The sequence below is a fragment of the Skermanella sp. genome (assembly GCF_059503625.1).
Genome location: NZ_JCACHA010000874.1, coordinates 1 through 8,001 on the forward strand (window position 1 = coordinate 1; position 8,001 = coordinate 8,001).

Below are 8,001 nucleotides of genomic sequence, written 5' to 3' on the forward strand. Positions count from 1 at the left end.
CGGTCGGCCCCGGTGCGACGCCTGGCCAGTTCGCCCAGGTCGGCGGCATCGCCTTCAGTTTCGACCCGGACCTGCCGGCGGGCGAACGGGTCCGGACGGCGGCGCTGCTGGACGACGCGGGCAATCCCGGTCAGGTCATCGTGTCCGACGGAGCCGTGGCCGAAGGCGCGCCGGAAGCGATCCGGGTCGTGACCCTCAGCTTCCTGGCCGACGGCGGCGACGGATATCCGTTCCCTGAGTTCATCGAGGCCGATCCAGCCTTCGCCGACCGCGTCGATCTGGACGAGGCGCTGACGGACCCGGGGGCGGCCACATTCGCCGCTCCCGGCACAGAGCAGGATGCGCTGGCCGAATATCTGGCTGCCAATTTCGCGGAAACGCCTTATGCCGGTGCCGAGACGGCGCCCGCCGAGGATACGCGCATCCAGAACCTGTCGGTCCGCGACGATACCGTGGGCGATGACGCGGACGGGGGCACGGATGGTGGAGACCCCGGCGGCGGTATCGAGCTGACTCCGCTCGGCAGCTTCGAAACCGGGATCTTCGACGAAAGCGCCCAGGAAATCCCAGCCTACGATCCGTTGACCCAGCGGCTGTTCGTCAGCAATGACGGCGACCTGACGGTCGACATCCTCGATGTCTCCGATCCGCAGGCGCCGGTCCGTGCCGGTCAGGCCGACATCGGGAGCATCGAAGGCGCCGGTGGCGTCAACAGCGTCGCCGTCAGCGATGGACTGGTCGCCGCGGCGGTACAGAACGAGGACGGCGCCGCCAACGGTTTCGTCGCCTTCTATACGACAGGCGGAGCGTTCCTCGGCACGATAGAGGCCGGCGTCCTGCCGGACTCCCTGACGTTTACGCCCGACGGCGGCAAGCTGCTGGTCGCCAACGAGGGTGAGCCGACCGGCGATTTCGATCCGGAAGGAAGCGTCAGCATCATCGACCTGTCGAGCGGGCTGATCGATGCCGGGGTGACCACGCTGGACTTCGGCGCCTTCGGCGGCCAGGAGGACGCGCTGCGCGCGGACGGCGTCCGGATTGCCGACGGCAAGACCTTCTCGGAGGATGCGGAACCCGAATACATCGCGGTGTCGCCGGACGGCGGTACGGCCTGGGTGACCCTTCAGGAAAACAACGCGGTCGCCCGGCTCGACCTCAAGACCGCAACCGTGACGGACATCCTGCCGCTCGGCGCCAAGGACTATTCCCAACCCGGCAATGGCATCGATCCGAGCGACCGGGACGACGCCATCGCGATCCGGCCGGTCCCCGTCCAGGGGTTCTATCAGCCGGACGCGATCTCCAGCTACAAGGCATCGGACGGATCGACCTACTGGGTCACCGCCAACGAGGGCGACACCCGCGACGGCGAGGAGATCCGGGTCGCCGACGCAAATCTGGACCCGGCCGTCTTCCCGGATGCCGATGCGCTGAAGGCCGAGGATCAACTCGGCAGGCTGACGGTATCCGCAGTGGACGGAGATACCGACGGCGATGGCGACCTCGACCAGCTCTATACCTTCGGCGGGCGCTCCTTCACGATCTGGAATGACGACGGCGGGAAGGTGTTCGACAGCGGCGACCAGTTCGAGCGCATCACCGCCGAGGAACTGGGCACGATCGGATTCAATGCCACCAATGACGAAAACGACAGCTTCGACGACCGTTCGGACAACAAGGGTCCGGAGCCGGAGGGTGTCGCGATCGGCGAAGTCGATGGGCGGACCTATGCCTTCGTCGGGCTGGAACGGGTCGGCGGCGTGATGACGTACGACATTACCGACGCCGACGCCCCCCGCTTCGTCGATTACGTCAACACGCGGGATTTCACGGGCTCGGCCGAGGAGGGAACCGCCGGCGACCTCGGTCCGGAAGGACTCGCCTTCATCGCGGCGGAGGACAGTCCGACCGGCGAGGCGCTGCTGGCAGTGACCAATGAAGTCAGCGGCAGCACCCGCCTGTTCGGCATCGCCGCGTCCGACGGCGCGGACTTCACCGCCATCGGCGCGATCCAGGGGAGCGGCGACACCTCGCCGCTGGCCGGTCAGACCGTTACCACCCGCGGGGTCGTCACGGCGGTAGACGGCAACGGCTATTATCTTCAGGACCGCGACGGCAATGGCGACGACGCGACTTCGGACGCGGTCTTCGTATTCACCGACGAGGCCCCGACCGTCGCGATGGGGTCGGAGATCGAAGTCACCGGCACCATCGGCGAATTCACGCCGGGCGGAGCCTCCAGCGGCAACCTGTCCACGACCCAGATCGCCGACGTGACCGCGACGCGCGTTCTGACGGCCGATGCCGAATTGCCGGAAGCCGTCGTCATCGGCGCCGAAGGCCGGCAGCCGCCGACCGGGACGATCAGCCCGGATGGCATCGCCTTCTACGAGAGCCTGGAGGGTATGCGGGTCACGGTAGCCGACGCCCGGGCGACGTCGCCGACCAACGGTTTTGGCGAAGTGTTCGCGGTGGCGGATGGCGGCGCCAACGCCACCGGGCTCAACGACCGTGGTGCTATCGTGATCTCCGAGGACGATTTCAATCCGGAGCGCGTGCAACTCCAGTTCGATGTCGACGTCTCGGCGGGACTTTCGGCCAGCGTCGATACCGGCGCCGGTCTCGGCGATGTCACCGGCGTTGTCGGCTACGCGTTCGGTAACTACGAAGTGCTGGTGCAGGACATTGGCGATGTCGTCACGAGCGGCATCGAGCGGGAAACCACTTCGATAGCGGGCGATGAGGAGCGGTTGAGCGTCGCCAGCTACAATGTCGAGAACCTCGACCCGAACGACCAGGACGGCGACACGGATGTCGCCGACGGCAAGTTCGCGGCACAGGCTTCCCAGATCGTCGAGAACCTGAAGGCTCCGGACATCATCGCCCTTCAGGAAGTGCAGGACGCCAGCGGCTCCGCCGATGACGGCACGGTCAGCGCTGCCGGAACGGCGCAGGTGCTGATCGAGGCGATCGAGCAAGCAGGTGGCCCGAGCTACACCTATGTCGAGGCCGCTCCGGAAAACAACACATCAGGCGGCCAGCCCGGCGGCAATATCCGGGTCGGCATGCTGTACAACTCCGACCGGGTGGATCTGGTCGAGGAGAGCGTTCAGGCGATCGGCGGCAGGGGCGACGCCGCGTGGACCGACAGCCGCATACCGCTCTATGCCCAGTTCGAGTTCAACGGCAATCCCGTCGATGTGATCACCGTCCACAATGCCTCGAAGGGAGGAAGCACCCCGTTGTTCAGCGCGGTCCAGCCGCCGGTAAACGGCGGCGAGGAGCAGCGGGTCGAGCAGGGCGAGGCGATCAACGCCTTCGTCGATGATCTGGTTGGTAAGGACCCGGACGCCAATGTCCTGGTGCTCGGCGACTTCAACGAGTTCCAGTTCCTGCCGCCGCTGGCCGCTGCCACGGGAGAGGGCGAAGATCAGGTTCTGGAAAACCTGACGCTGACCCTGCCGGAAGAAGAGCGTTACAGCTACGTCTTCGAAGGCAACGCTCAGGCGCTCGATCACGCCCTTGTCAGCGATGCGCTGGCGAAGGGAGCGTCCTACGACGTCGTTCACATCAACGCGGAGTTCGCCGATCAGGCCAGCGACCATGATCCGCTGGTTGTCGGCCTCGACTTGGGAGAACGCTTGCAGGAAGGTGACTCGGCGCAAATGGCGGTTCCACTGGTCGGTGTGAAGGACTTTCAGAATGGGTTCGGTGCCTTTGACCAGCCTGTCTACGCCGCCTGACGGCGCAAGGTTCCAGGAGTCGATAGCTGACGCGCGGCGCGCGGACAGCGATATGCGCTGTGTCAGTGAGACTGCGGTCGGCGCCAGGGTATGACAAAGCTGTAACGGCTATAAGCAAAACCCGAACTCGTTAATCCAGCCTACCAGCCTCCTGGTCCATGCGTCCGCACCGAAACTAAAATCGCCGCGCAGCACCGCCTGTAGCGCCAAGGACTTGTCGCATCCGGACAGCTAGACGACCTAGGACAGTAGCGTCCTCACCGGTCAACTTCTTCGCCCCTTGGTATTCCTATTCACCGGGCGCTGATGCGCTTTCCGGCGCGTGCCGTGGGCAGGCTGTCGTTGCCGACAGTCGGCCGGCTCAAAGATCCCGGTCTCTACCCGGACGGCATCGTCCTCCACCTCCCTATCAGCCATATCCGGCGGGTAGCGTAGACCTACCGTCGGAGTATATTTTGCGCCGAAGTCATACAAAACTTCTTGACCCGTCTTTTTAGAATCGTTCAAATTTGTTTTCTGGTCTCATGATAGGGAGCAGGGCCGGGCGAAGTGCGGGAGGCGCCCGGTGCGGCCGACGCCCAATGGCCGTGTCGAACCCATGTACGGGTCCGATGTAGCTATGCAGTACGAGTTGTTGCCACAAAAAACCACAAATGACGCAGGAGGCAATGATGGACGCAGAACCCAAGGAAAGCGCAGGAAAGTGCCCGATGGGCGGAGGGAACCGCAGGCGCGGGAATCGCGACTGGTGGCCGGAGGCTCTCGACATCGAGATGCTCCATCGGAACTCAGCCATGTCCGATCCGATGGACAGGGACTTCGACTACGCCAAGGAATTTCAATCCCTCGACCTGGACGCGGTGATCAGGGATCTGCATGCCTTGATGACGGATTCGCAGGAGTGGTGGCCCGCGGACTTCGGCCATTATGGCGGGCTGATGATCCGGCTGGCATGGCACAGTGCTGGCACGTACCGCATCACCGACGGGCGCGGCGGCGCCGGCGCCGGCCAGCAGCGCTTCGCGCCGCTCAACTCGTGGCCCGACAACGCGAACCTCGATAAGGCGCGCCGCCTGCTGTGGCCGATCAAGCAGAAGTATGGCCGGAAGATCTCCTGGGCCGACCTGATGGTTCTGGCCGGCAATGTCGCGCTCGAGTCGATGGACTTCAAGACCTTTGGCTTCGCTGGCGGCCGCGTGGATGTCTGGGAACCTGAAGAGCTCTTTTGGGGTCCTGAGGGAACCTGGCTCGGCGATGAGCGCTACAGCGGCGAACGCCAGCTCTCGGAACCGCTCGGCGCGGTGCAGATGGGCCTCATCTACGTCAATCCGGAGGGACCGAACGGCAAGCCCGACCCGGTCACGGCGGCCAGCGACATCCGCCAGACGTTCGCCCGCATGGCCATGAACGACGAGGAGACCGTGGCGCTGATCGCCGGCGGCCATACCTTCGGCAAGACCCATGGTGCGGGCGATCCGTCCTTCATGGGACCGGAGCCCGAGGCCGGCGCGCTCGAGGATCAGGGCCTCGGCTGGAAGAGCAAGCACGGCACGGGCTTCGGGGCTGACGCCATCACCGGCGGCCCGGAAGTCATCTGGTCACAGACACCGGTCAAGTGGAGCAATCACTTCTTCGACAACCTGTTCGCGTTCGAATGGGAACTGACCAAGAGCCCGGCCGGTGCGTTGCAGTGGCAGGCAATCGGCGCCGAGCCGTCGATCCCCGATCCCTTCGACCAGTCGAGGAAACGGGTGCCGACCATGCTGACGACCGACTTGGCGTTGCGCTTCGATCCCGCCTACGAAAAGATCTCGCGGCGGTTCCACGAGCATCCCGAACAGTTCGCGGATGCCTTTGCCCGCGCCTGGTTCAAGCTCACCCATCGCGACATGGGTCCGACCGTGCGCTACCTCGGCCCGCTCGTCCCGAATGAGACGCTGCTCTGGCAGGACCCGGTTCCGCCGGTCGATCATCCGCTGGTCGATGAAGGGGACATCGCCGACCTGAAAGCGCGGATACTTGCTTCCGGCCTGTCTGTCTCTCAGCTGGTTTCGGCGGCCTGGGCCTCCGCTTCGAGCTTCCGTGGTTCCGACAAGCGCGGCGGCGCCAACGGCGCACGCCTTCGCCTCGCCCCGCAGAAGGACTGGGAGGCGAACGAGCCCGCGCAGCTCCAATTGGTGCTGCAAAAGCTCGAGGCGATCCAGAACGACTTCAATGCTTCCGCCGGCGGCGGCAAGAGGGTCTCGCTCGCCGACCTGATCGTGCTCGCCGGTGGTGCCGCGATCGAGAAGGCTGCCCAAGACGCGGGGCTGAACGTGCAGGTTCCCTTCTCACCGGGACGCACCGATGCTTCGCAGGAGCAGACCGACGCCGAATCCTTCGCACCGCTCGAACCCAGGGCCGACGGCTTCCGCAACTATATCCATAGCTCGAAGCACCAGTTCATGCAGCCCGAGGAAGCCCTGGTGGATCGGGCGGCGTTGCTGCGGCTGACCGGGCCGGAGATGACCGTCCTCCTCGGAGGCCTGCGCGTCCTCGGCGCCAATTCCGGCGGCTCCAGGCACGGCGTTTTCACCAATCAGCCCGAGACGCTGACGAACGACTTCTTTGTCAACCTGCTCGACATGAGCACGGAATGGCAGCCGCCGAACGCCGAGGGAGTCTACGAGGGTCTGGATCGCAATACCAAGGCAGTCAAGTGGACCGCCACCCGCATCGACCTGATCTTCGGTTCGCACTCGCAGCTTCGGGCATTCGCCGAGGTCTACGCGTGCAGCGACTCCAAGGAGAAGTTCGCGCAGGACTTCGTCTCGGCCTGGACGAAGGTGATGAACGCCGACCGCTACGATCTCGTGCGATCGCTGCATTGATGTGAAAGCTCCCGAAAGGGAGCTGCCGCAATCAGGCATCGGAGTAGATCAGGGCGGCGTTCCAGGACGACCTGGAGCGCCGCTCTTGTTTCATCAGGCACAAATGCAGGGGAACGATCCTCGATGGCCGAAGAGACCGATCATGCGCCGGAAGACATGGCCCCTCTCCTGAAGAACCATAGCCTGTGGGCCTCGACCGACGGCGTCCAGGGCGAGCGGGCGGATTTGAGGAATCTCAATCTGGCTGGACGCTCTTTGTGGCGCGCCGATTTGCGCCGTGCGCTCCTCGACGGCTGCAATCTGGCGGCAGCCAATCTTGATCATTGCGATCTTCGGGGCGCTTCTATCAAGGGCGCCTGCCTGTCCGGCGCTTCCCTATGGGAAGCCAACCTGAGCAATGCCGACTTGCGCGGCACCGATCTGCGGGATGCCAAGCTGGACCACGCAGATCTCAGGGGTGCCGACATAACCGGCACCAAGCTGGAAGGCGCTTCCTTCAAGTTCGCGCTGCTGGGTCAGTCCGTCTGACAGCTTGTGATAGGGATGCTACTGCGGCTTGCCGTTGCTCCAGGTAACCTTTTCATCGAAAAGCGGGATGGTCGAGACGGCCATCTTTGCGCTGCCCTCCTGTACCTGCCGGGAAAAGGACACGTAGACGAGGGTGTTGTTGGTCTTGTCGTAGATGCGCCGGACCGCCAATGACTTGAAGATCAGGCTCTGGCGCTCGCTGAAGATTTCGTCTCCGTTCTTGTCCGTTTCGATCTCACCGATGATGATCGGGCCCGTCTGCCGGCAGGCGATCGACGAGTTGGAAGGGTCCTGGAACCAGTCGCCCTTCCGCAGCCGATCGATCAGGCCGCGGCTGAAATAGGTCATGTGACAGGTGACACCCTGTACTTCAGGGTCGGAAATCGCCTCGACGACGATGTCGTTACCGGTCCAGTCCGTTCCGATCTTTCCGACCTCCTCGGCCGATGCTGGGATGGCGATCGCGGCAAGAAGACAGAAAAGGGATGCAATTCGTATCATACGAGAAGCCTTGCTTGATGGATTGAATTGGTTGCTCGCCGTGCCGGCCTCCGGCACCAGGCCGAAGACCATGATGCGGCAACAATATTCTCGGCCTTTCCTCTCTTCCAGATCGATGGATGCCGATATCCAGGAAGACCGGACAACAAGTCCCCTGGTCCCGCCGCGACGCCCAACCGGACCGACACGATTCCGAGGTCGGCCCAGCAGAACCGTTAAGCCGCGAGAAAACCACAGGGTGAAATTTCCGGAACTTGAGGACATGGCTACGGTTGTAACTCCGCAGCCCTCAAGGAGATCGGACGATGGACAAGAAGAGTGTCACCGAAACTGCGGCGGATGCGGCAAAGATCGCCGTC

4 protein-coding genes are annotated in these 8,001 nt (G+C 64.0%); 3 read left to right on the forward strand and 1 reads right to left on the reverse strand.

Annotated features, from left to right (window positions below; all coding sequences use genetic code 11):
* From AC5JJ6_RS31800 to AC5JJ6_RS31810, 3 genes are all read left to right on the forward strand, one after another.
* On the forward strand, positions 1-3,743 hold a 3,743-nt coding region (locus tag AC5JJ6_RS31800), incomplete at its 5' end, for a choice-of-anchor I family protein (protein WP_496045887.1).
* A 671-nt stretch (positions 3,744-4,414) separates the two neighbouring features.
* Positions 4,415-6,613, forward strand: a complete 2,199-nt coding sequence (gene katG, locus AC5JJ6_RS31805) for a catalase/peroxidase HPI (protein WP_496045888.1) — start codon at positions 4,415-4,417, stop codon at positions 6,611-6,613.
* Positions 6,614-6,736: 123 nt separating this feature from the next.
* Positions 6,737-7,141 (forward strand): pentapeptide repeat-containing protein, encoded by a 405-nt coding sequence (locus tag AC5JJ6_RS31810; protein WP_496045889.1) that lies wholly within the window; start codon positions 6,737-6,739, stop codon positions 7,139-7,141.
* Between the two features lie 18 nt (positions 7,142-7,159).
* Here the strand turns inward: AC5JJ6_RS31810 and AC5JJ6_RS31815 are convergent, their stop codons facing one another.
* Entirely contained in the window at positions 7,160-7,714 is a 555-nt protein-coding gene (locus tag AC5JJ6_RS31815) for a CreA family protein (protein WP_496045890.1), read from the reverse strand.
* Positions 7,715-8,001: the final 287 nt, after the last annotated feature.